Origin of the sequence: Frateuria sp., assembly GCF_013362045.1 — a bacterium.
Classification (GTDB): Bacteria; Pseudomonadota; Gammaproteobacteria; order Xanthomonadales; family Rhodanobacteraceae; genus Frateuria_A.
Map to the genome: position 1 here is coordinate 1 of NZ_JABFWW010000237.1, position 22,454 is coordinate 22,454.

The window sequence follows — 22,454 nt, forward strand, 5'->3', positions numbered from 1 at the left end:
CGAGTCACTTCTCTTTGCGGGCCCAAAGAGAAGTAACCAAGAGAAACGGCCTTCGAGCGCGCAACCCGATGGGAGGCAAGAGCTAGGAGCCGTTACGCAAGCAAGTGGCGTGGCGGCTCTTAGAGGATCTACAGCCGCTACACCGCGAGCGCTCACTAACTGAGGCTAGGGAAGCCGGGCTGCTGCTTATCGCTTGCATCATCGATCCCTGCCGCTGGTCTGCTGCCTTGTGCCAGGTGCCCGTTGCCCGCTGCAGAGCCGCCATCTGCCCTCAGGCGTAACACGCCGGCGCGCTTCTCTTGCCCCGGTTACTGAGCGCTCGCGGCGTAGCGGCTGTAGATCCTCTAAGAGCGATCAGCTATCCAGTCGAAGAAAGGCGGTACCTAGCTTTTGCGCTCCATCGGGTTGCCCGCTCCGGGCCATTTCTTTGGGTTGGCGGAAGCGACACACAAGAGCGACAGGGGTAACCCGCACACCCCCGCCACCGCACATGCTGTACAAGACACAGGATGGACACCCCCCGCAACGACGCCGAACTGCTTCGCGCCAACAGCGGCTTCTATGAGGCGCTGTGGTCGCAGGCGCGCCTGGTCGAGCCGCAGCGCTTCAACACCTGGCCGTTGCTGCGTGAACTGGCCGCGGCCGCGCCGCGCAGGTTGGAGGTGGCGCCCGGCTTGCGCCCGCGCCTGCCGCTGGAAGGCACCTGCTTCGTCGACCTGAGCCAGGCGGCACTGCGCCAGCTGCGCGCCAGGGGTGCCAGCGCCATGCACGGCATGATCGGCGCGCTGCCTTGCGCCGACGCGCAGTTCGACCTGGTCTGCGCGTTCGACATCCTCGAGCACGTGGCCGACGATGCGGGCGCCCTGCGGGAGCTCGCGCGCGTGGCCGCCCCGAACGCCGTGCTGCTGCTGTCGGTGCCGCTGCACGCGGCGGCATGGACCGCGTTCGACGACTTCGTCGGCCATTGCCGCCGCTACGAGCCTGCGGCCATCGTGGCCCTGCTGGAAGCGCACGGCTTCGCCCTCGAGCGCAGCGCGATCTACGGCATGCAGCCCAAGTCCCCGCGCCTGCTCGCGTGGGGCCAGTGGTACCTCACCCACCAGCGCGAGCGTGCGATGTGGTGGTACAACCGGGTGTTCATGCCGCTGGGGCTGCGCTTCCAGAAACCGTTGCAATGGCGCGGGGGATTGCCCGAGGTGGACGGGGTCGACGAGGTGTTGCTCGCCTGCCGACGCGTCGTTCGCGCCACCAGTGAGGCTTGAAGCAAGCGTTCCCACGCTCGATGCCGCAATGCAGCAATCCGCCTGCAAAGCCACTAGAATGAGGCTTTGCCTGACGAACCAGCCGCCATGCTCTACCAACTCCACGAGTGGCAACGCGCCTTCATGGGCCCGATGAGCTACTTCGCGCAGGCCAGCGCGAGGATGTTCAGCGAGCCGGGCAGCCTGCTGGCGCAACTGCCCGGTGCCGCTCGCTGGGCGGCCGGTTGCGAATTGATGTACCGGCTGGGCAAGGACTACGAGAAGCCCGCCTTCGGCATCCACGAGATCCAGGCGCATGGGCAGACCGTGGCAGTGGTGGAGCAGACTGCGCTGGAGCTTCCGTTCTGCCAGCTGAAGCGCTTCAAGCGCTTCAGCGACGACCCCGCCACCATCGAAACCATGCGCCAGCAGCCAGTGGTGCTGGTGGTGGCGCCGCTCTCGGGCCACCACGCCACGCTGCTGCGCGACACCGTGCGCACGCTGCTGCGCGACCACAAGGTCTACCTCACCGACTGGGTCGACGCGCGCATGGTGCCGGCCGAGGCAGGCATGTTCCGGCTGGACGACTACGTCGCCTACGTCGAGCAGTTCATCCGCCACATCGGCGCGCACGACCTGCACGTGATTTCGGTGTGCCAGCCGACCGTGCCGGTGCTGGCGGCGGTCTCACTGATGGCCGCGCGCGGCGAGGAAACGCCGCGCAGCCTGGTGATGATGGGCGGTCCGATCGACCCGCGCCAGAGCCCGACCAGCGTCAACAACCTTGCCACCCACCAGCCGCTGACCTGGTTCGAGGCCAACCTGATCCACACCGTGCCGGCCAACTATCCGGGACGCGGGCGCAAGGTTTACCCGGGTTTCCTGCAGCATGCAGGCTTTATCGCGATGAATCCCGGACGGCACCTCTCCTCGCACTGGGACTTCTACCTCGACCTGCTGCGCGGCGACCTGGACGACGCCGAGGCACACCGGCGCTTCTACGATGAATACAACGCCGTGCTGGACATGCCGGCCGGCTACTACCTGGACACCATCAGCACCGTGTTCCAGCAGTTCCTGCTGCCGCGCGGGCTGTGGGACGTCGCCGGCGAGCGGGTAAGCCCCGGCGCCATCACGCGCAGCGCCCTGCTCACCATCGAGGGCGAACTGGACGACATCTCGGGCCTGGGCCAGACCGAGGCGGCACACGGACTGTGCACCGGCATTCCGGCGCAGCGTCACGCGCACAAGGTGATCGAGGGCGCCGGCCATTACGGCATTTTCAGCGGCCGCCGCTGGCGCGAGACCGTCTATCCGCAGGTGCGCGACTTCATCCGCGCCAGCGTCTGAGGCGGCTCCCGCTCATTCGACGCTGCAGGCGACGCGGCTGCGGGCGAGCGTGCTGAGGTCGTAGCGCACGCGGTGCCGAGGCGGCTGGGGCAACCTAGGGTAAAGCCGGCCAAGGCGGGGCACGCCAGGAACTTCCGTGCCGACACAACGGACAAGGCACGACCCATCGGATTCCTTTCTCCTTCCGGAAGGCCGGTCTAGCGAGACTCACCGAAGAAAGCGGCGAAGGCCTGCGTCGTGCGCTCGATGCCGGCGTCGTCCACGTCCAGATGCATGACCAGCCACAGCGTGGGCAGGTAGCCGATGCTGATGCGGATGCGGGCCTGCTGCAGATGGACGTCCAGTTCGCGCAGCCGTTCTGCCGGCACCTCGACGAAGACCATGTTGGTGTGCTGGCCGAGCAGGCGCAGTCCGGGGATTCGCGCAAGCCGTGCCGCCAATGCGGCGGCGCGGGCATGGTCGTCCGCCAGGCGCGCGACGTGGTGGTCGAGCGCGTGCAAGCCGGCCGCCGCCAGCATGCCGGCCTGGCGCCAGCCGCCGCCGGCGACCTTGCGCCAGCGCCGTGCCTTCTCGATCAACGCAGCGGAGCCGGCCAGCACCGAACCGACCGGCGCGCCCAGGCCCTTGGACAGGCATACCGACACGCTGTCGAAGTGGCGGGCGATCTCGCGCGACGGCACGCCACAGGCAACCGCCGCGTTGTACAGCCGCGCGCCGTCCAGATGCAGCGCCAGGCCACGCTCGCGGGCAAAGTCGTGGGCGGCGCGCAGGTACTCCAGCGGCAGCACGCGACCGTGCCAGGTGTTCTCCAATGCCAGCAGGCGGGTCCGCGCGAAGTGCGGATCGACCGGCTTGATCGCGGCCGCCACGCGATCCAGCGGCAGGCTGCCGTCGGCGTCCTGCACGATCGGCTGCGGCTGGATCGAACCGAGCACCGCCGCACCGCCACCCTCGAACTTGTAGGTGTGCGCGTCCATGCCTACGATGTACTCATCGCCCCTTTCGCAGTGCGACATCAGCGCCAGCAGGTTGGACTGCGTGCCGCTGGGCACGAACAGCGCCGCCTCGAAGCCGAGGTCGTCGGCCACGCGCCGCTGCAGCGCGTTGACGGTCGGATCCTCGCCATAGACGTCGTCGCCCACCGGGGCATCGAACATCGCCGCCCGCATCGCGCGCGTGGGCCGGGTCACCGTGTCGCTGCGCAGATCCACCCAGTCCACGTTCCACCTCGTCGTCGCAAAGCGTGCAGCTTCGCGCCCGGCGGTGCGCCAGGCAAGCGGCGGCACAAAAAACCCGCGAGGCTCGCGGGTCGGGGATGGTGGGTCGTCCGGGACTCGAACCCGGGACCAATAGATTAAAAGTCTACTGCTCTACCAACTGAGCTAACGACCCATCGAAGGCGAACGGACGATTTTAGGGTTTGCCTGCGGGCGGCACAAGCAAAGCACGGCCGGCAACAGCTTGCGGCGCCCGAACCGCAGGGTCAGTCTCGGCGCTTGTCGCCGGCAGGGGCATGGCAGGCCGAAACCCGTCCCACGGGAAAGCATGCGTGCCGATGCTCTCAGGCATAGCGGGTGGGATCAGCCAGGCCGGCCGCACGGAAACCCTCGGCGCGCAGGTGGCAGGCGTCGCAGTGGCCACAGGCGCGACCCTGCTCGTCGGCCCGGTAGCAGCTCACCGTCTGCGCGAAGTCCACGCCGCGATGCTGGCCCTCGCGGGCGATATCGGCCTTGCTCATGCGCATCAGCGGCGCGTGGATGCGCAATCCCGCCCCTTCCACGCCTGCCTTGGTAGCGACGTTGGCCAGCTGCTCGAAGGCGTCGATGAAGGCCGGCCGGCAATCGGGATAACCGGAATAGTCGACCGCGTTGACGCCGCAGAAGATATCGGCCGCTCCCACCACTTCGGCCCAGCCCAGCGCGATCGACAGCATGATGGTGTTGCGCGCTGGCACGTAGGTGACCGGAATGCCTTCGCCGCCCTGCTCCGGTACGTCGATGTCCGCGGTGAGCGCGGAGCCGCCGATGCTGCGCAGATCGACCTGCACGGTCTTGTGCTGTATCGCGCCCAGTGCGCGGGCGACGCGTTCGGCCGCCTCCAGCTCCGAGCCGTGGCGCTGGCCGTAGGCGACGCTGAGCGCATGGACCTCGAAGCCCTGCTCGCGCGCGATGGCGAGGGTGAGGGCCGAATCCATGCCGCCGGAGACGAGCACGACGGCCTTGCGTGGGTTGGTGTCGGACATGAGACGGTTCCTTGCATGCGGCCGGTCGCCGGCCGGAAGACGCACGCGGCAGCACAGGCCGCGGCGCGTATGGCTTTCCCTGCTTCGGGGTGAGGCATGCGCGATGAACGGCACTGCTCCGCTTGCCGCTGACAGGTAAGGCGATCTCAGTGACCCGGCGCGTCGTTCCACAGCAGCTTGTGCAACTGCAGCTGGAAGCGCACCGGCAGGCGGTCCTCGAGGATCCACTCGGCCAGTTCGCGCGGCTGCACCGCGCCGTGCACCGGCGAGAACAGCACCATGCAGCGGCGCTGCAGCGTGTGCTCGGCCACCACGCCGCGCGCCCATTCGTAGTCGGCACGGCCGGCGAGCACGATCTTGACCTGGTCGTGCGGCAGCAGGTGGTCGAGGTTGCTCCACAGGTTGCGCGCGCTTTCGCCCGAACCGGGTGCCTTGAGGTCCATCACCTTGCGCACGCGCGGGTCGACGACCGATACGTCCAGCGCGCCGGAGGTTTCCAGCGAAACCTCGTAGCCGGCGTCGCACAGCTTGCGCAGCAGGATCAGGCAGCGCTTCTGCGCCAGCGGCTCGCCGCCGGTCACGCAGACGTGGCGCGCGCCATGGGACGCCACCTCGGCAAGGATGTCGTCGATCGCGCGCCAGTCGCCGCCGTGGAAGGAGTATTCGGTGTCGCACCAGACGCAACGAAGCGGGCAGCCGGTCAGGCGCACGAATACGGTCGGCCAGCCGATCGCGTCGGCTTCGCCCTGGATCGAATGGAAGATCTCGGTGATGCGCAGGCGCTCGGCCGGCATGGACGCGACGGGCGCCATGCCCGCGTCGGTACTGCTCACGACCGCCTCAGCGGATCGCCGATTGCAGTTGCAGTCGGCGCAGGCGTTCCTGCGCCAGGCTGGCGGCGCGGGAACTGGGGTACTTGGTGGCGACCGACTGCAGCGTGGCCTTGCCGGCGTCGGTCTGCTTGAGTTCGATCTGGCTGTAGCCGACCTTGAGCAGCGCGTCGGGCGCCTTCTCGCTCTGCGGGAACTGCGAGAGCAGCCGCTGGAAGGCCTCCAGCGCCACGGGGTAATTCATCGTCACGTAGTAGGACTCGCCCAGCCAGTACCAGGCGTTGGGCGTGAGGCTGTTGTCCGGGTACTGCTGGATGAAGCCGCGGAAGCCGCGCGATGCCTGCGCATAGTCGCCGGCGCGCAGCGCCTTGAAGGCGGCATCGTAGCTGGCCTGGGAATTGGCGTCGGGAGCCGCGGCGGGCGCGCTCCCGCTGGCGGGCGTGGCCGCCGTTGCCGGCGCCGCGTTGGCCGGCGCCGACGCATTGGCCGCCGAGCCGGAGGAGGCCGGCGCACTGGCGCCCGCGGCCGGGGTATTCGTGCCGGCGCCCTTGCCCTCGAGGCGGCCCAGCCGCGAATCGAGGTCGACGTACTGCGCCTTGCTCTTGTCCTGCATGTCCTGCAGCTGGTGCTGCAGTTCCTCGACCTGGCCCTGCAGCTGCTGCACCTGCGCCTGCAGTTGCTGCACCTGGTTGACCATGCCGGTACCGCCCTGGTTCTGCGCCTGCGCCTGCTGCTCCAGCCGCGACACGCGGTCGGCCAGGCTGAGGCGGGAGTCCTGCGCGAGGGCCGGGACGGCAAAAAGCATGGCGGACGCGAACGCGCCCGCCATGCCGAGCCTGGCCGTGAAACGCTTAGCCAGTGCGGTCTTCATTACTTCGCCGTGTAGACGATCTCGACGCGGCGGTTCTTGCTCCAGCAATCCTCGTTGTGCTCGCGGCACACCGGCTTTTCCTTGCCATAGGAGATCACTTCGAGCTGGCTGGCCTGGCCGCCGTTGGCCTGCAGGGCATCGGACACGGCGTTGCCGCGGCGCTCGCCCAGACCCAGGTTGTACTCGCGGGTACCGCGCTCGTCGGTGTTGCCTTCCAGACGGATGTGCGACTCCGGACGGTCCTGCAGGTACTTGGCATGGCAAGCCATGATCTGCTGGAACTCCGGCTTGATCTCGGTCTTGTCGAAGTCGAAGTACACGACGCGCTGGCGCAGGCAGGCATCGGTGTCGAGGTCGGCCGGGGTGTACTTGTTGCTCGGCGGGGCCTGCTCGGTCTGAGTGGCCTCAGGAGCGGGAGCCGGGGCCGGCTTGACAACCTTCTTGGAGCAAGCGGCCGCGCCAACGCAGAGCAGGGCGACCAGGGCGACGCGTGCGGTCTTATTCATGGGTGACGTTCCTTCAAACGGGTTTGAGTTCCGACAGTCAATGACGATTGCGGTTTCGGGATGGTAGTCGCCGGTGGTCCGGCTTGTTGTGTGACGCTTGGTACTGCTGCGGGCCAGGCGTTCGAAAATCCCTGGCGACCGATTGGCCGGACACCTTTCGCAGGCGCCCCGCCATAATCGAAATGACGCCGTGGCGTCGTTTCGGCCCGCTCCATGGGCATTCCGCCGAAGCGCGTTCGCGCCCGGCGGAAGACAAAACTCAACGCTGCCGGTACGGTCCCCAGGCCGGTTCGCGTACATCCCCGTCGGACAGCACGAGGCGCTGGCGGACCTGGCCATCGGCCGAAACGGCATACAGCACGCCGCGGCGTCCTTCCGTGGCCGCGTACAACAGCATGCTGGCGTTCGGTGCGAAGCTCGGGGAGTCGTCAATCGGGCCTGGCGAGATGAAGCGCACCTGCCCGCCCAGACTGCGATCCATGATGGCAATACGATACACGTTCCCGTTGCCCTGCACCATGGCGATCTGCTTGCCGTCGTAGCTGACGTCGGCGTTGGCGTTGTTCTGGCCCTGGAAGCTGATGCGGGTGGGCGCGCCGCCCGTGGCGGGCATCTGGTAGATCTGCGGCCGGCCGGAACGGTCGGAAGTGAAATAGATGCTCTGGCCGTCGCCCGACCAGGTCGGCTCGGTGTCGATCGACAGGCTGTTGGTCAGGCGCGTCTCGTGGCGGCTGGCCATGTCGATCACGAAGATCTCGGGGTTGCCCACGTAGGACAGCGACACGGCCAGCTTGCTGCCGTCGGGCGACCAGGCCGGCGCACCGTTGATGCCCCTCTTGTGCGCGGCGATCAGCTGGCGCGAGCCGGTGGTGATGTCCTGCACGTAGACCTGTGAGTTGCCGCTCTCGAAGGAGACGTAGGCGATCTTCCTGCCGTCGGGCGACCAGGCCGGCGAAAGCAGCGATTCGCGCGAGCGCGCCAGCACTTGCGGGTTGTAGCCGTCCGAATCGGCCACGATCAGCGAATAGGTGGTGTGGTTGCCCAGGCCCACCGCGGTGATGTAGGCGATGCGGGTCCAGAAGGCGCCGCGCACGCCGGTGATCTTCTCGTAGATCGCATCGGCGATCTGGTGGGCCACGCCGCGCAGGTCGCCGGCCGGCGCGGTGTAGGACTGCGCCAGCAGGTTCTGCTGCTTGTTGACGTCCCACAGCTCGTACTCGACCTTGAGCAGGCCGCCGCCGGCGTCGCTGATGCTCCCGACCGTGATGTAGTCCTGCTTGAGCAGGCGCCAGGTGGCGAACTTGATGTCGGCGCCGCGCGAGGGCGACTCCACGATCTCGCTCTTGGCCAGCGCGCGGAACTTGCCCGAGCGGTTGAAGTCGTTGCGGATCACGTCGGCCACGTCGGTGGGCAGCGGCGCGCCGCCGGCCTGCGCGAAGGGCACCACCACGATCGGCGTGGCGGTCTTCAGGCCGCCGACGATGTCGACGTTGAGCGATTGCGCGCCTGCCGGCGCGGCGACGAGCAAGGCCGCCAGGCACAGGGCGGCCAGGGACAAGAGCGATTTCAGTTTGCGCATGAAGGACTCACTGCGGCCGGAAGGTAAGAGTAAGTTCGCGCTGGAAAACGCTCTCGAAACCCTTGTAGGGCAAGGTTTTGGTGCGCAGCACGGCATTCTCGATGGAGCGCTTGCCGGCGTCGTCGTAAGGGCAGCTCGAATCGACCTTGGCGCTCATCACGTCGCCGCCGGGCAGCTGCACGATGTGCACCACGCACGGAACATCCGGCATGTTATCCGGACGTAACCAGTTGGGCGTGACCGCATTCTGAATGGCCGCTGCATACTGGTCGGCGAGCGAGCTGTTCTGGGCGTTGTTGCCGGTCTGGCGCTGCGCGGCATTCGGCAGGTTGGCCTCGCCGTTGTCCTGCGCGTTCTTCAGGTCCTCCATCTGCTGCCTGGCCTGCTTGGCGCGGTCCTCCGCCTTCTGGCGCGCGGCGGCGGCCGCGTCCAGCTTGGCGAACATCTCGTCGAGTTGCTTCTTCTGCTCTTCCTTCTTCTTGGCCGCCTGGGCGTCCAGCTCGGCCTGGCGCTGGCGCTGCTTTTCTTCCTGTTCCTTCTTGGCGTCCTCGGCCTTCTGCAGGGCTTCGGCGACCACCTTCTCCTGGTCGACCACGTCCGGGTGTTCCGGCGGCGGCGGCAGGGTCTTGATCTGCGGCGGGGGCGTCTGCACCTGCGGCGGCGGCACGCTGGGCGGCGGCGGCGTGGTCGGTTCGCGCTTGGCGTTCTTGACGGGCCTGGGCGGCGGCGCGCCGGTCGGGCCGATCAGCGTGGCCTCGATCACGGGACCCTGCAGCTGCAGCGGCCTGGCGCAGGTGATCGGGTTCCAGCTCGCCGGCAGGTGCAGCGTGCTGAAGAGGCTCTCGTAGAACGAGCACGGCACGATCGCCAGCGCGAGGAAGCCGACGATGCCCAGGTGCAATACGGCGGAAAGCAGGACCGCCGTGGAGGTGCCCTTATTTTCCTGCATCGCCCGCGCCCGCACCCTGCGGCTGGCTCATCAGGCCGACCTTGCTGACGCCGGCCTGCTGCAGGTCGGCCAGCACCTGGTACACGCCGTCGTACTTGCCTTCGCGGTCGCCCGCCACCAGCACGCTGATGTCCGGGTTGGCCTTGACGAAGGCGCCGACCTTGGCCTGCATGGTGGCGACGTCGACCGGCTCCTTCTTGGCCCCTTCCAGGGTCAGGTACAGGCTGCCGTCGGCGCCGACCGAGACGATCACCGGGTTCTTCTTGTCGGCCAGCGATTTGGCGTTGGCCTGCGGCAAATTGACGTCGACGTTGGCGTTCATCATCGGCGCGGTGACCATGAAGATGATCAGCAGCACCAGCATCACGTCGATGTACGGCACGACGTTGATCTCGGACTTGAGCTTCATGCGCTTGTGGCGCGCGGCGTTTCGCATGGCCATGGACTGACCCTCTCAGAGCGCTTCGTCGGTCTGGATCTGCCGCTGCAGCACCGAGGAAAACTCTTCCTGGAACACCTCGTAGCGCGAGGCCACGCGCTCGACCTTGTTGGCGTAGCGGTTGTACGCCCACACCGCGGGGATCGCGGCGAACAGGCCCATGGCGGTGGCGATCAGCGCCTCGGAGATGTGCGGGGCGACCACGGCGATGGTGACGTCCTTGACCTCGCCCAGGCCCTGGAACGCGCCCATGATGCCCCACACGGTGCCGAACAGGCCCACGTACGGGCTGATCGAGCCGACGTTGGCGAGGAACTCGAGGTTGCGCTCGAGCAGGCCGATCTCGCGCGTACCGGCCACGCGCATGGCGCGCTCGGTGCCTTCCATCACCACGCGCATGTCGTGCGTCTTGCGCTGGCGCTGGCGCGCGAACTCGCGGAAGCCGGACTCGAAGATCGTCTCCAGGCCGCCGTTGTCGGCATGCCGTCCGCTCACCTCGCGGAACAGGCCGGCCAGGTCGCCACCGGACCAGAAGCGCTCCTCGAACGCCTCGGCGTTCTCCATCGCCGCCTTCATCTGCGTGTACTTGCGGATGATGATGACCCACGACAGGAAGGAGAACACCAGCAAGAGCAGCATCACCAGCTGCACGGGCAGGCTGGCCTCGGCGACCAGCTTGAAAATGTTCAGTCCACCGTTCATGGCTTGGGGGTTCTCCGCATGCTCAGGTCTTTGAGGGGTCGAGGCCGGGGATGAGGTCGGCCGGGATCGGCGCCGGGCGCATGCGGCGGAGGTCCACGCAGGCGACCCGCACCTGGGCGCGGACCAGCTCCGTGCCGTCCGCCCGGCCGATCGCTTGACCGAACAGGATACTGGCTGCGCGCCATTCTTTGATGGCGACCGTCACCGACAGTTCATCATCCAGCAGGGCCGGCCGCAGGAAATCGAGCTCCATCGAGCGCACCATGAAGGCCAGTCCGGTGGCTTCCTTGAAGGCCATCTGGTCCACGCCCTGGGCGCGCAACCACTCGCTGCGGGCCCGTTCGAGGAAGCGCAGGTAGCTGGCGTGATAGACCACGCCGCCCGCGTCGGTGTCTTCCCAGTAGACGCGGACAGGCCAGGCGAAGGGAACTGAGGACATGGCGGCTTCGGGTTCTTCGGAAGAATGGAAGGGTGTGGCGAGGATACGGCTAGCCTTCCCCGCCGCCCTCGAACATGTCGCCCGTCATCGCCTGCCGCGGCGGCGGGTTGCGCCCCAGGTGGCGCCATGCCCTGGCGCTGGCCATGCGCCCGCGCGCGGTGCGGATCAGGAAGCCTTGTTGGATCAGGTAGGGTTCGACCACGTCCTCGAGCGTGCCGCGGTCCTCGGACAGTGCCGCCGCCAGGGACTCGACGCCCACCGGGCCGCCGTCGAAGTTCTCGATGATGGTGGCGAGCAGGCGCCGGTCCAGGTCGTCGAAGCCTTCGGCGTCGACCTTCAGCATGGCCATCGCCGCCTGCGCCGCGGACAGCGTAATGCGGCCGCCGGCGCGCACCTCGGCGTAGTCGCGCACGCGGCGCAGCAGGCGGTTGGCGATGCGCGGCGTGCCGCGCGAGCGGCGCGCGATCTCCTGCGCGCCCTCGGTCTCGCAATCGATGCCCAGGATGCGCGCCGATCGGCGCACGATCGCGGTCAGCTCCTCGGGCGAGTAGAACTCCAGCCGCTGCACGATGCCGAAGCGGTCGCGCAGCGGCGCGGTGAGCAGGCCCGCGCGCGTGGTCGCGCCGATCAGCGTGAACGGCGGCAGGTCCAGCTTGATCGAGCGTGCGGCGGGGCCCTCGCCGATCATGATGTCGATCTGGAAGTCCTCCATCGCCGGATAGAGCACTTCCTCGACCACCGGCGAAAGGCGGTGGATCTCGTCGACGAACAGCACGTCGTTCTTCTCGAGGTTGGTCAGCAGCGCGGCCAGGTCGCCGGCGCGCTCCAGCACCGGGCCGGAGGTCGAGCGGATGTTCACGCCCAGCTCGTTGGCGATCACGTGCGAAAGCGTGGTCTTGCCCAGGCCGGGCGGACCGAAGATCAGCACGTGGTCGAGCGCCCCACCCCGCTTGCGCGCTGCCTCGATGTAGATCGACAGCTGCTCGCGCACCGCCTGCTGGCCGAGGTACTCGGCCAGCCGCTTGGGACGGATCGAGGCTTCCAGCGCCTCGTCGTCGAGCTGGGCGGCGGAGGTGATGATGCGGGCTTCGGTCATGCCGGGATTATGGCATTGCTTTTGTTCCCTCTCCCTTGGCGCAGCCGGGGGAGGGGGAGCGTCAGATCTCCACCTGCGCGCCCAGCTCGATCAGCCGGTTGCCCGGGATCTGGAAGAACGCCGTGGCCGGCAACGCGTTGCGGGCCAGGAAGGCGAACAGCTTGTCGCGCCACAGCGCCATGCCGGGCCGGCGCGCATCGGCGACGATGGTTTCGCGCGAGAGGAAGAAGGTGGTGTCCATCAGGTCGAAGGCCAGTCCCGCGCGGCCGCACAGCGACAGCGCCTGCGGGATGTCCGGGTCCTCGGCGAAGCCGAAGCGCAGCTCCAGGCCGTAGAACTGGCTTTCCATCGGAGTGATCTCGATGCGCTCCTCGGCCTCGGCCACCGGCGTCTCCAGGATCTGCACGGTGAGCATCACGTTGCGCTCGTGCAGCACCTTGTTGTGCTTGAGGTTGTGCAGCAGCGCGTGCGGCACGGCGTACTGGTTGGCGGTGAGGAACACCGCGGTACCCGGCACGCGCAACGGCGGGTGCTCGGCCATGTTCTTGATGAACGGCGCCAGCGCCAGGCCGCCCTGCTTGATCTCGCGCACCACCAGTTCGCGGCCGCGCCGCCAGGTGGTCATGATGGCGAACAGGAACAGGCCCAGCACCAGCGGGAACCAGCCGCCGTCGGGAATCTTCAGCGTATTGGCGCCGAAGAAGGCCAGGTCCACGCAGAGCAGCGCCAGGGCCAGCGGAATCACCACCGCCAGGCTCCACTTCCACATCCGCCAGGCCACCAGCATCACCAGCAACGTGTCGATCGCCATGGTGCCGGTCACCGCGATGCCGTAGGCGCCGCCCAGCGCCTTGGACGAGCCGAAGCCGACCACGGTGAGGATCACCATCACCATCAGCGCGCGGTTCACCCAGGGCAGGAAGATGTGGCCGATCGCCTCGCGCGAGGTGTGCACCACCTGCATGCGCGGCACGAAGCCGAGCTGGATCGCCTGCCGGGTCACCGAGAACGCGCCGGAGATCACCGCCTGCGAGGCGATCACCGCGGCCGCGGTGGCGAGCAGGATCATCGGGTAGCCGGCCCAGTCCGGCACCGCATGGAAGAACGGGTTGACCGCCGCCTGCGGCTCGTGCAGCAGCAGCGCGCCCTGGCCGTAGTAGTTGAGCAGCAGCGAAGGCAGCACGAAGCCGAACCAGGCCGCGCGGATCGGGAAGCGCCCGAAGTGGCCCATGTCGGTGTACAGCGCCTCGGCGCCGGTCACGCACAAAACCACGGCGCCCAGCGCCACGAACGAGATCGTGCCGTGCGAGGCGAAGAAGCGCACCGCGTACCAGGGCGACAGCGCCCTGAGCACCTCCGGCGCCTGCCAGATGTTCCACAAACCAACTGCCGCCAGCGCGACGAACCACAACGCCATCACCGGGCCGAACAGCGCGCCGACCTTGGCCGTGCCATGCTTCTGCAGCCAGAACAGGAACAGCAGCACCAGCACCGCCAGCGGCACCACCCAGCGCTGCAGCGCCGGCGCCATCACCTCCAGGCCTTCCACGGCCGAGAGCACCGAGATCGACGGCGTGATCACGCCGTCGCCGAAGAACAGCGCCGCGCCCAGCAGCGCCATCAGCATCACCACCCGCCGCGCCACCGGCGAACTGCCGACCGCGCGCTGGGCCAGCGTCATCAGCGCCATGATGCCGCCCTCGCCGCGGTTGTCCGCGCGCATCACCAGGCTGACATACTTGACCGCCACCACCGTGATCAGCGCCCAGGTGACCAGCGAGAGCACGCCCAGCACCGTGCTCTCGGACGGATGCAGGCCGTACTCGGGCCGGAACACCTCGCCCAGCGTGTACAGCGGGCTGGTGCCGATGTCGCCGAACACCACGCCGATGGCGCCCAGGATCAGCGCGCTCTTGGCGCCGTGCAGCTGCTCTGCGCCGGCGTGCTCGTCGTTGCGTGACGTGTCGTTCATGGCCCTTTGCTCAGCCGCCCAGCGCGGCGCGCAGGGCCTTGCGGATGATCGCTTCGGCATCGTCGCCGTCGGCGGCCACCTTCTGTACCAGCCGGGCCACCTCGGCCGGCTTGTAGCCGAGCTGCTGCAGCGCCACGGTGGCCTCGCCCGCCGGATCCAGCGGCGCGCCGGCGCTCTTGCCGGCCACTCCCGGCAGGCTCACGCCCAGGCCATCCACGCGGTCGCGCAGTTCCACCACGATGCGCTCGGCGGTCTTCTTGCCGATGCCAGGGATCTTGGTCAGCGCCACCACGTCGCCCGCCTGCACCAGCCGCGCGAAGTCGCTCGTCGAAACACCCGAGAGCACCGCCAGCGCGATCTTCGCGCCGATCCCCGACACCTTCTGCAGGTTGCGGAACAGCGCCCGCTCGGCTTCGTGCAGGAAGCCGTACAGCGCGGCGCTGTCCTCTTTCACCGCGTAGTGGGTGAGCAGGGTGACTTCCTTGCCGGTCTGCGGCAGGTCGTAGATAGTGGACATCGGCGCTTCCAGCTCGTAGCCGACGCCGCCCACGTCCACCAGCAACCAGGGCGGCTGCTTGGAGACCAGGATGCCGCGCAGTCGTCCGATCATCGCCGTCTCCAGGCCGTCCGGGGAATGCCCACGCGCGCCAGGCTGGCGCGCGTGTGCGCATGGGTCACCGCGATGGCCAGCGCGTCGGCCGCGTCCGGCTGCAGCGGTCCCTTGAGGCCGAGCAGCACGCCGACCATGTGTTGCACCTGGGTCTTGTCGCCGCGGCCGCTGCCGACCACGGCCTGCTTCACTTCCGTGGGCGCGTATTCGTGCACCGCCAGGCCATGGCTCACCACGGCGCAGATCGCCGCGCCGCGCGCCTGGCCCAGCTTGAGCGCCGAATCGGCATTGCGCGCCATGAACACCCGCTCGATGCCGCACTCGGCCGGCCGGTGCTCGGCGATGATCGCCGCCAGCCCGTCAAAGATGCGTTTCAGGCGCAGCGGGAAGGTCTCCTCGCCGGCCACCGCGAGGGCGCCGTGGAAGACATGGCTGAGCGTGCCTTGCGCATCGACGTCGATGACGCCCACGCCGGTGCGCTGGCTGCCCGGGTCGATGCCGATGATGCGGGTGGATGCGGAACGGGGGACGGAAAGCGCCGCAACCTGCCGTTCTTCGCTCCCCATCGGCTGGTGGCCGCCAGCCCTGCTAGCCATCAGCCGGCAGCAGGGCGTTGTGGTAGACCTCGCTCACGTCATCCAGAGCGTCGAGGCGTTCGAGCAGGTCGGTGAGGTCTTCGAGGGCGTCGTCGGGCACCGCCACGCGGTTGTTCGGGCGCATGCCGACGCCGGCGTGCAGCGCTTCAAGGCCGGCGCCGGCCAGCGCCTGCTGCACCGCCTCGAAGTTCTCCGGCGCACAGAGCACCACGCTCTCGCCATGCTCGTTGACGACGTCGTCGGCGCCGGCTTCCAGCGCCGCTTCGAGCACCTTCTCCTCGGCTGCCTCGTTGCCGCCGGTGGCGAAGGTCAGTTCGCCGCAGCGGGTGAACTGGAACGCCACCGAGCCGCTGGTGCCCAGGTTGCCGCCGTGCTTGGTCAGCGCGTGGCGCACGTCGGCCACGGTGCGGGTGGGGTTGTCGGTGAAGCACTCGATGATCATCGCCACGCCGCCGGGGCCGTAGCCCTCGTAGCGCAGCTCCTCGCCGGCGCCTTCGGCGCCCGAGCCGCGCTTGATCGCGCGCTCGATGGTGTCCTTGGTCATGTTGGCCGACAGCGCCTTGTCCACCGCCGCGCGCAGGCGCGGGTTGGCGGCCGGGTCGGCCACGCCGGCGCGGGTGGCGACGGTGATTTCGCGGATCAGCTTGGTGAACACCTTGGCGCGCTTGGCGTCCTCGGCATTCTTGCGGCCTTCGATGGACGGGCCTCTACCCATGGCGGGAAAACCTGAACAATGGACAAGCGGCCGATTTTACCCCAACCCGGCGCCGCCCCCACAAACGCCAGGGCGGCTCAGCCGGCAGGGCGCTCGAAACGGCCCTCGCGCAGGAAATGCCCTGCCTGGCGGGCGGCCTCGGCCGACAGCAGCAGGCCGGTGTGGCTGGTCTCGACCACGCAATGATCGGCCAGGCCCTGCAGCTGGGTCTCGGCCACGGCCACGGTGCCGTCGTGCTCGCCTTCCATGTGCGCCAGCATCGCGCCCAGGCCGATCGGCACGCGCCCGGCGATCATGCCGACCTCGCGCGGGCCGTCCCAGTGCTCGAGGCCATGTTCGAGCAGTTCGCGGTTGTGGCCGAGCAGTGCCTCACCCCCTTGTCCGAAACCGGCGAAGCCGCGCGCCGCGGCGCTGCCCTTGAGCGGCGAACCGAGGCACACGATGCGCCCCGGCGGCAGCTCGCCGGCCTCCCTGCATGCCTGCAGCGCCAGCAAGCCGCCCAGGCTGTGCCCGACCAGGTGCACCGCCTCCGGCGCATGGCGCTGCATGTGCACGAGCAGGCGCTCGACGATCCGCTCCTGCGTGGCCACCACGCTCATGTAGTCGAAGCTGTGCACCTCGAAGCCCGCCTCGGCCATGCGCTTGTGCAGCAGGCCCAGCGCGAAGCCACGCATCCACAGGCCGTGCAGCAGGATGATGTGGTCGGACATGGCGCTGCCTGTCGTAGGGCGGGCTTCAGCCCACCTTGGGGCGTGCGGCGGGTGGCGAGGTGGACTGAAGCCCACCCTACCGGGTTTCGGTCAGCCGGCCACCCGGACGTGCAGTTCCTTCAGCTGCGCCTCGGCCACCGGCGAAGGCGCGTCAGTCATCAGGTCCTGCGCGCGGGTGGTCTTGGGGAAGGCGATCACGTCGCGGATCGACTCGGTGCCGGCCATCAGCGCGGCGATGCGGTCGATGCCGAAGGCCAGGCCGCCGTGCGGCGGCGCGCCGAACTTCAGCGCCTTGAGCAGGAAGCCGAACTTGGCCTCGGCCTCCTGCGCGCCGATGCCGAGCAGCTCGAACACCGCGCTCTGCATGTCCGGCCGGTGGATGCGGATCGAGCCGCCGCCGATCTCGTTGCCGTTCAATACCATGTCGTAGCCGCGGCTGACCGCGGTGGCGGCATTGGCCTTGAGGTCGGCGATGTCGTCCACCTTGGGCGCGGTGAACGGATGATGCAGGGCGACGTAGCGCTGCTCCTCGTCGTCGTACTCGAACATCGGGAAGTCGGTGACCCACAGCGGCTTCCAGCCCGCGCCGACCAACCCGCGGTCGCGCGCGACCTTCAGCCGCAGCGCGCCCATGAAGTCCGATACGGTCTTCCACTTGCCGGCGCCGACGAACACGATGTCGCCGGTCTGCGCGCCGGTGGCCGACAGCACCGTCTCCAGCGCCGCGTCGTCGAGGAACTTGGCCACCGGCGAGCTGACGCCCTCGCGGCCCTTGGCGCGGTCCTCGACCTTGATCCAGGCCAGCCCCTTGGCGCCGTACCTGGCGACATGCTCGGCCAGCCCGTCGATGTCCTTGCGCGAGAGCGACGCACCGCCGGGCACGCGCAGCGCGGCCACGCGGCCGACCGGATCGTTGGCCGGCTCGGCGAACACCTTGAACTCCACGGCCTTGAGCGCGTGGGCCACGTCGACCAGCTCCAGCGCGATGCGCAGGTCCGGCTTGTCCGAGCCGAAGCGGCGCATCGCCTCGGCATAGGTCATGCGCGGGAAGGTGGCATCCAGCTCGACGTCCACCACCTCCTTGAACACGTGGCGGATCATCGCCTCGACGAAGTCCTGCACGTCCTGCTCTTCGACGAAGGCGAACTCCAGGTCGAGCTGGGTGAATTCCGGCTGGCGATCGGCGCGCAGATCCTCGTCGCGGAAGCAGCGGGCGATCTGGTAGTAGCGGTCGAAGCCGGCCATCATCAGGATCTGCTTGAACAGCTGCGGCGACTGCGGCAGCGCGTAGAACTGGCCCGGATGCACGCGGCTGGGCACCAGGTAGTCGCGCGCGCCCTCGGGCGTGGCCTTGGTCAGGATCGGCGTCTCGACGTCCTGGAAGCCGCGCGCGTCCAGGTAGCGTCGCAGCGCCTGCACCAGCTTGATGCGCCGGCGCATCATCGTCTGCATCTCCGGGCGGCGCAGGTCGAGGTAGCGGTAGGTCATCCGCAGGTCCTCGTTGGGGTTCTCGTGCAGCGCGAAGGGCAGGTCTTTGGCCGCGTTGAGCACCTCGACCGTGTCGGCCAGCAGCTCCACCGTGCCGGTCTTCAACTTGTCGTTGACCGACAGGCGCTTGCGGATCGTGCCGGTGACCTTCAGGCAGTACTCGTTGCCGACCTCGCCCGCCACCGCGAAGGCGTCCGCGTTCTCGCGCTCGACCACCACCTGGGCCAGCCCCTCGTGGTCGCGCAGGTCGATGAAGGCGACGTGGCTCTGCAGGCGGATCGTGTTGACCCAGCCGCACAGGGTGACGGTCTGTCCGACCAGCGACTCGTCGATGAGGCCGCAGTAGTGCGTGCGCATAGGAAGGGAAACTCCGGGGCGTGGTGCCGATGGGCGTGCGAACGGGCGATTTTAGCATCCGCGATCGTCACCGACGGCTGGCGCCGACCGGATCCTTCGACTTCGGCCTGCGGCTTACGCTCAGGACGAACGTTTCGAGGAACCGTTCATGCTGAGCGTGGCTTGCGCCAGATAAGCGAAGTCGATGCCGCGCGATCAGTCCCCGCTGGCGGCGGGCTTGCTCTCTGCAGCCGGTGCCGCGGCGGGCGCCGGTGCCGGCGCGGCCGCCTTGGCTTCGCCCTCGCCGGCCAGGTTGCGTTTCTTGTCGCCGTCCTTCTTGAAGTCGGTCTCGTACCAGCCGCTGCCGGCCAGCCGGAACGAAGGCGCGCTCAGCTTGCGCTGCACCCGCGGCGCGGCGCAGGAGGGGCAGGCGGACGGGTCCGGGTCGGACAGCTTCTGCAGGCGATCGAAACGGTGCCCGCATTGGGCACACTCGAATTCGTAGATGGGCATGCTTGCGACAACTCCGGGCGGGAAGCCCCGTGAAACGGCTGCGCGCATTATCGAGTCGCGCGTCACGATTTCAATGGTGCGCCTCAACGGCGCGCGCCTTGGCAGCGGACGGCCGCGCGGAGTAGCCTGCCGCGACCCGCAAGGCCGGACAGCGCCCCACTGGACATCCATACGTCTGTCGGCCCGATCGCTCATCGCACTACAGGAGTTTCCCTTGAAGCCTGCCTTCGCCCTGCCCCGCCTTGCCCTCATCCCCGCGGCGGTCTTGCTCGCCTGCTCCGCCGTCCACGCCCAGGACACGACGCCCGCGGTGAAGAAAGCCAAGAACCTCGGCACCGTGATCGTCACCGGCACGCGCGCTGACAACCGCACCGAGAGCAGTTCGCTCACCCCCGTGGACGTGGTCTCGGCCAGCCTGCTCAAGCAGACCGGCACCTCCGAACTCGCCACCGCGCTGGCGCGGGTGATCCCCTCGCTGACCTTCCCGCGCCCCTCCGCCGCCGACACCGCCGACTCGCAGCGCCCGGCGCAGCTGCGCGGCCTCTCGCCCGACCAGGTGCTGGTGCTGGTCGACGGCAAACGCTGGCACCCGGGCGCGATCATCCTGACCAACGGCGTGCTCGGTCGCGGCTCGCAGGCGGTCGACCTCAATACCATCCCGATCGATGCGATCGACCACATCGAGGTGCTGCGCGACGGCGCCTCTGCGCAATACGGCTCCGATGCCATCGCCGGCGTGGTCAACATCGTGCTGAAGAAGGGCGCGCAGGACGGCGACGTGTCGCTCTCCGGCGGCCAGTATTCGGCGGGCGACGGGCGCCAGTGGCAGGGCACTGCCAGTGCGGGCGTGCCGCTGGGCGAGGCGGGCTTCGCGCGCTTCACCGTGCAGGACGGCCACCAGGACTACACCAACCGCGCCGATCCCAGCCGCCTGCGCCCGCAGGACGGCGTCACCCAGCGCTACGGCGACCCGGCGGTGACCGACCGCAACCTGATGCTCAACGCGCAATACGACCTCTCGCCGGGCGCGCAGCTCTACGCCTTCGGCCATTACGGCAAGCGCGACACCATCTCGCCTGCGTTCTTCCGCAACCTGGACAACAAGAACTCGGTTCCCGCGCTGTATCCCGCCGGCTACCTGCCGCTGGAGAACGCCGACTCGACCGACCGCTCGCTGGTGCTGGGCATCCGCGGCAAGACCGCCGGCGGCTGGCGCTGGGACGTCTCGGGCAACTACGGCGGCAACCGTGTCTCGTACGCCACGTCCAACAGCCTGAACCGCGCCTACCTCAACGACTTCGGCAGCACGCCCACGCGCTTCCACGACGGCATCCTGGATGCCGCACAGCAGTCGCTGGACGTGGACGTCGCCAAGGACCTGTCGGTGGGCTGGCTGCCCAACGACGTCACGCTCGCCTTCGGCGCCGAATACCTGCGCCAGAGCTACCAGATCCGCGCCGGCGACCTGCCCTCGTACTACACCGGCACCTCGGGCCTCTCCGGCGGCGCGCAGGGCTTCGGTGGCTACCAGCCGGTGAACGCCGGTTCGCACAGCCGCCACGACGTGGCCGAGTACGTGAGCCTGGAAACCAACCTGACCGACCGCCTGGGCACCTCGCTGGCGGTGCGCCACGAGGACTACTCGGACTTCGGCACCACCACCTCCGGCGCGCTGGCCGGCCGCTTCGACTTCACCGACAGCTTCGCCCTGCGCGGCAGCGCCTCCACCGGCTTCCGCGCCCCGTCGCTGGCGCAGCAGTTCTACTCCTACACCTCGTCGCTGTATTTCGGCGCGGGCAACTCGCTGGGCCTGCCGGCGGGCATCTACAACACCGGCCTGGTGTCCTCCACCAGCCCGATCGCCACGCTGCTCGGCGGCGAGGCGCTCAAGCCGGAGAAATCGCGCAACCTGACCTTCGGCGCGGTGTGGAGCCCGGCCGAAGGCCTGGACCTCAGCGCCGACGTCTACCAGATCAAGATCCGCGACCGCATTACGCTGTCCAGCACGATCTCCACCACCTCGCCCGCGGTGCGCGACTACCTGGCCGCCAACGGCATCGGCAACACCAACTTCAGCGGCATCTCCTACTTCACCAACGCGGTGGACACGCGCACCCGCGGCATCGACCTGGTGGCCAGCTACCTGTTCGACGTGGGCGATGGCGCCACCCTGCACAGCACGATCAGCTACAACTACAACAAGAACGAAGTGACCGACGTGCGGCCCAACCCGGCGGTGCTCGACTCGCTGGGCGTGAGCTTCAGGCGCATCGACCGGCGCGACCAGTACGGCCTGCTGGCCGACACCACGCCGCACAGCAAGCTGATCTTCAACTGGCTCTACACCAACGGTGCGTGGAGCCTGGACAGCACGCTCACCCGCTACGGCAGCTTTACTTCGTACAACGCGACCAGCGCGGCGCTGGACCAGACCTTCGATCCGAAGTGGGTGTTCGACCTGGCGCTCAACTACACGCTGGACCGCTGGGCCTTCACCCTGGGCGCCGACAACCTGTTCGGCGCCTATCCCGACCGCGTGATCCCCGCCAACGACAACAACGGCACCCTGCCCTACACGGTGTTCTCGCCGTTCGGCTTCAACGGCACTTACGTGTACGGGAAGGTGCGCTACAGCTGGTGATGTCGCCTCCGGGCAGGGGTCGCGGCCGCTCTGCTCCCTCTCCCCTTTGGGGAGAGGGCTGGGGTGAGGGGCGGGTGCTCGTGGGAAAGCTGGTTGTGCGCTGTCGCGCTTTTGGCTTGTCGTTCTTTTTGCGGTGCTTACGTACGCTGGCTCGCCTGCGGCGGGCTTTCGATCGCCTGCCGGGATTCGCGCTTGGCCTCGCCTTGCGGCGCCTCTCGTGTGGCGTTTCCGCGAGCGTGCTCGCCTGCGGCGGGCTTTCGATCGCCTGCCGGGATTCGCGCTTGGCCTCGCCTTGCGGCGCCTCTCGTGTGGCGTTCCCGCGAACGTGCTCGCCTGCGGCGGGCTTTCGATCGCCTGCCGGGATTCGCGCTAAGCCTCGCCTTGCGGCGTCTCTCGTGTGGCGTTTCCGCGACCGTGCTCGCCTGCGGCGGGCTTCCGCTGGCCTGCCGGCCAGCGGGTCACTTTTCTTTGCTGGCCCAAAGAGAAGTAACCCAAAGAAATGGCCTTCAGGCGCGCAACCCGATGAGACGCAAAAGCTAGGTACCGGCTTGCCTTGTCTGGATAGCTGATCGCTCTTAGAGGATCTACAGCGGCTACACCGCGAGCGCTCAGTAACCGGGGCCAGGGAA

The 22,454-nt window shown here is 68.4% G+C and carries 21 protein-coding genes and 1 tRNA gene; 3 read left to right on the plus strand and 19 right to left on the minus strand.

Features of this window, described 5'->3' with window-relative positions:
- Nucleotides 1–509 precede the first annotated feature (509 nt).
- Nucleotides 510–1,262, plus strand: a complete 753-nt coding sequence (locus HOQ08_RS11420; protein WP_291194735.1) for a methyltransferase domain-containing protein — start codon at nucleotides 510–512, stop codon at nucleotides 1,260–1,262.
- Between the two features lie 87 nt (nucleotides 1,263–1,349).
- Nucleotides 1,350–2,591: a polyhydroxyalkanoate depolymerase gene (phaZ, locus tag HOQ08_RS11425; RefSeq protein ID WP_291194738.1), complete on the plus strand. Its 1,242-nt coding sequence runs from the start codon at nucleotides 1,350–1,352 to the stop codon at nucleotides 2,589–2,591.
- A 197-nt stretch (nucleotides 2,592–2,788) separates the two neighbouring features.
- Here phaZ and ltaE read toward each other — a convergent pair whose 3' ends face one another.
- The 19 genes from ltaE to HOQ08_RS11520 all read right to left on the minus strand — a co-directional run bounded on the left by ltaE (nucleotide 2,789) and on the right by HOQ08_RS11520 (nucleotide 19,184).
- Nucleotides 2,789–3,811, minus strand: a complete 1,023-nt coding sequence (gene ltaE / locus HOQ08_RS11430) for a low-specificity L-threonine aldolase (protein ID WP_291194741.1) — start codon at nucleotides 3,809–3,811, stop codon at nucleotides 2,789–2,791.
- Between the two features lie 96 nt (nucleotides 3,812–3,907).
- Nucleotides 3,908–3,983: transfer RNA gene (locus HOQ08_RS11435), tRNA-Lys, on the minus strand.
- Between the two features lie 169 nt (nucleotides 3,984–4,152).
- A complete protein-coding gene (gene queC, locus HOQ08_RS11440; RefSeq protein WP_291194744.1) occupies nucleotides 4,153–4,833 on the minus strand; it encodes a 7-cyano-7-deazaguanine synthase QueC in 681 nt (226 codons plus the stop codon).
- 146 nt (nucleotides 4,834–4,979) lie between these two features.
- Entirely contained in the window at nucleotides 4,980–5,627 is a 648-nt protein-coding gene (gene queE, locus HOQ08_RS11445; protein WP_291194788.1) for a 7-carboxy-7-deazaguanine synthase QueE, read from the minus strand.
- A 46-nt stretch (nucleotides 5,628–5,673) separates the two neighbouring features.
- Nucleotides 5,674–6,534, minus strand: coding sequence for a tol-pal system protein YbgF (gene ybgF / locus HOQ08_RS11450; protein ID WP_291194747.1), 861 nt, complete (start codon nucleotides 6,532–6,534; stop codon nucleotides 5,674–5,676).
- Nucleotides 6,534–7,040 (minus strand): peptidoglycan-associated lipoprotein Pal, encoded by a 507-nt coding sequence (gene pal, locus HOQ08_RS11455; RefSeq protein WP_291194750.1) that lies wholly within the window; start codon nucleotides 7,038–7,040, stop codon nucleotides 6,534–6,536. The genes ybgF and pal overlap by 1 nt, the downstream gene beginning before the upstream one ends.
- A gap of 259 nt (nucleotides 7,041–7,299) precedes the next feature.
- Complete coding sequence (gene tolB, locus HOQ08_RS11460; protein WP_291194753.1) at nucleotides 7,300–8,619, minus strand: Tol-Pal system beta propeller repeat protein TolB; 1,320 nt, start codon at nucleotides 8,617–8,619, stop codon at nucleotides 7,300–7,302.
- 7 nt (nucleotides 8,620–8,626) lie between these two features.
- Nucleotides 8,627–9,568, minus strand: coding sequence for a cell envelope integrity protein TolA (tolA, locus tag HOQ08_RS11465; protein WP_291194756.1), 942 nt, complete (start codon nucleotides 9,566–9,568; stop codon nucleotides 8,627–8,629).
- Entirely contained in the window at nucleotides 9,555–10,004 is a 450-nt protein-coding gene (gene tolR, locus HOQ08_RS11470; RefSeq protein WP_291194790.1) for a protein TolR, read from the minus strand. The genes tolA and tolR overlap by 14 nt, the downstream gene beginning before the upstream one ends.
- 18 nt (nucleotides 10,005–10,022) lie before the next feature.
- Complete coding sequence (gene tolQ, locus HOQ08_RS11475; protein WP_291194759.1) at nucleotides 10,023–10,709, minus strand: protein TolQ; 687 nt, start codon at nucleotides 10,707–10,709, stop codon at nucleotides 10,023–10,025.
- 22 nt (nucleotides 10,710–10,731) lie between these two features.
- The gene (gene ybgC / locus HOQ08_RS11480; RefSeq protein ID WP_291194762.1) at nucleotides 10,732–11,148 is read right to left on the minus strand and encodes a tol-pal system-associated acyl-CoA thioesterase; all 417 of its coding nucleotides are present in this window, start codon (nucleotides 11,146–11,148) and stop codon (nucleotides 10,732–10,734) included.
- Between the two features lie 49 nt (nucleotides 11,149–11,197).
- The gene (ruvB, locus tag HOQ08_RS11485) at nucleotides 11,198–12,244 is read right to left on the minus strand and encodes a Holliday junction branch migration DNA helicase RuvB (protein ID WP_291194765.1); all 1,047 of its coding nucleotides are present in this window, start codon (nucleotides 12,242–12,244) and stop codon (nucleotides 11,198–11,200) included.
- Between the two features lie 61 nt (nucleotides 12,245–12,305).
- Nucleotides 12,306–14,216, minus strand: a complete 1,911-nt coding sequence (locus HOQ08_RS11490; protein ID WP_291194768.1) for a potassium transporter Kup — start codon at nucleotides 14,214–14,216, stop codon at nucleotides 12,306–12,308.
- A gap of 10 nt (nucleotides 14,217–14,226) precedes the next feature.
- Nucleotides 14,227–14,826 carry a Holliday junction branch migration protein RuvA gene (gene ruvA, locus HOQ08_RS11495; RefSeq protein WP_291194771.1) on the minus strand — a complete coding sequence of 200 codons (600 nt, stop codon included), beginning with the start codon at nucleotides 14,824–14,826 and terminating at the stop codon, nucleotides 14,227–14,229.
- Nucleotides 14,823–15,392 carry a crossover junction endodeoxyribonuclease RuvC gene (gene ruvC, locus HOQ08_RS11500; protein WP_291194793.1) on the minus strand — a complete coding sequence of 190 codons (570 nt, stop codon included), beginning with the start codon at nucleotides 15,390–15,392 and terminating at the stop codon, nucleotides 14,823–14,825. The genes ruvA and ruvC overlap by 4 nt, the downstream gene beginning before the upstream one ends.
- Nucleotides 15,393–15,414: 22 nt before the next feature.
- On the minus strand, nucleotides 15,415–16,137 hold the full coding sequence (locus tag HOQ08_RS11505) for a YebC/PmpR family DNA-binding transcriptional regulator (protein WP_291194774.1): 723 nt from the start codon (nucleotides 16,135–16,137) through the stop codon (nucleotides 15,415–15,417).
- Nucleotides 16,138–16,214: 77 nt separating this feature from the next.
- Nucleotides 16,215–16,847, minus strand: coding sequence for an alpha/beta fold hydrolase (locus HOQ08_RS11510; RefSeq protein WP_291194776.1), 633 nt, complete (start codon nucleotides 16,845–16,847; stop codon nucleotides 16,215–16,217).
- Nucleotides 16,848–16,937: 90 nt separating this feature from the next.
- The gene (gene aspS / locus HOQ08_RS11515) at nucleotides 16,938–18,692 is read right to left on the minus strand and encodes an aspartate--tRNA ligase (protein WP_291194779.1); all 1,755 of its coding nucleotides are present in this window, start codon (nucleotides 18,690–18,692) and stop codon (nucleotides 16,938–16,940) included.
- Nucleotides 18,693–18,887: 195 nt separating this feature from the next.
- Nucleotides 18,888–19,184 (minus strand): zinc ribbon domain-containing protein, encoded by a 297-nt coding sequence (locus tag HOQ08_RS11520; RefSeq protein ID WP_291194782.1) that lies wholly within the window; start codon nucleotides 19,182–19,184, stop codon nucleotides 18,888–18,890.
- 214 nt (nucleotides 19,185–19,398) lie between these two features.
- Between HOQ08_RS11520 and HOQ08_RS11525 the strand changes: the two genes are divergently transcribed.
- A complete protein-coding gene (locus HOQ08_RS11525) occupies nucleotides 19,399–21,825 on the plus strand; it encodes a TonB-dependent receptor (RefSeq protein WP_291194785.1) in 2,427 nt (808 codons plus the stop codon).
- Nucleotides 21,826–22,454 lie beyond the last annotated feature (629 nt).